The organism is Thalassorhabdomicrobium marinisediminis, from assembly GCF_003072065.1.
Lineage (GTDB): Bacteria > Pseudomonadota > Alphaproteobacteria > Rhodobacterales > Rhodobacteraceae > Octadecabacter > Octadecabacter marinisediminis.
Window position 1 is genome coordinate 1 of the sequence record NZ_QCYG01000025.1, and the last position, 1,134, is coordinate 1,134.

2 protein-coding genes and 1 pseudogene are annotated in these 1,134 nt (G+C 61.3%); all 3 read right to left on the reverse strand.

The features are described 5' to 3' along the window. Window positions 1-88 precede the first annotated feature (88 nt). Window positions 89-386 (reverse strand): annotated as a pseudogene (locus DC363_RS17380) (Zn-dependent hydrolase); the annotation flags it as partial. Next, a complete protein-coding gene (locus DC363_RS16575; RefSeq protein ID WP_146180820.1) occupies window positions 335-514 on the reverse strand; it encodes a hypothetical protein in 180 nt (59 codons plus the stop codon). The gene DC363_RS16575 and the pseudogene DC363_RS17380, both read right to left, overlap by 52 nt. A 407-nt stretch (window positions 515-921) precedes the next feature. Then, window positions 922-1,134, reverse strand: a 213-nt coding sequence (locus tag DC363_RS17055; protein WP_206749377.1) for a hypothetical protein, incomplete at its 5' end; no start/stop codon positions are given.

A 1,134-nucleotide genomic window follows, 5' to 3' on the forward strand; every position in this document is an offset into this window, starting at 1 on the left:
GGCGACAATCGCCGCCCTGTAACTGTGGCCAAGCCGAGGCCGAAGAACAAAGTTACACCATTCTCAGGGACACTATCCTTATCCGGACGATCAACGGAACGAACAGCATTGCGACCGGCATCAATCGCGCGACGTTCCTGGCATCATGGAGGGCGCCGGACGAGAGGATGCGCCAGCGCCCCGGCCAGGCCGCCCTGGCTCCCGCTTCAAGCGCGTCGCGCAGGATCGGGTCCATCGTTTGCGGCTCAAGCCCGCGCAACACGCCGAATTCAACCGTTGCGCCCGTTTGCGGCCACTTCGTTGCCGGTGCGTCGAATGATCTGTTCCATCCGGGTCAGCCGGCCTTCATCGCCATCGCGCCACTGCATCGAAAATGTAGCACGGCCAGCCATCGTCGCGCGGCGATGTCGGCCTCGGAATAGGCGGGTCTGATCACGCACTTCCCGATGCCGGACGCACCAAAGTCGCGCAGCTTGTGAAAATCGCGCAGAAACCGGTCCGGACTGAATTTCATGCCATCCCCTTTCGCGTGTCGATGGTGGCTTCGGGCCGCGCTCACATTACCCGTATCCAACCCGACAACGATCCGCCGTCAGCATCGATCCGGGCGGGAAGCCTTTTCAACGCCGGGATGCCGGCCCTGACGCTGGACTTGACCGTCATCCTTTTCGGAACTGGAGCTGCGGGGCGGGTGGGTTACTGGTGAAGGGGGGCAGGGGGCGCAGAGTGATTGAGCCCTTAGCCCACCGGGATTCGCCAAAGCCGACGCTGCCCGACTCGGATTCGTCGGGTTCCGACGCAGGGCTGAGGGTGATTTGCGGCAAATCCTGCTCGAGTCGTCCTGTTTTGGCCGTGAGTCGTGCTGTTGTGCGGCATCCTGCGCCGATCCGACAGGCAAATCCGAAAACAAAATCCCTGTGTTTACAGCGACTTGGTTGAAAAGATCGAAGTTTTCCGCAGAAACGCAAAAAAGGGGTTGCGGGCGTCGGTGAGTAACCTTAGAACCCCCTTCATCAGCAACGCAGACACGCAGCGCTGGACGCGGAACGGACCGGACGGAAGCGGAGACGCAGACAAGGGTTTGGGAAGCGGGACGAAAATTTGAGGTAGTTGAGGCGGGGCGCGCCGGTAAGT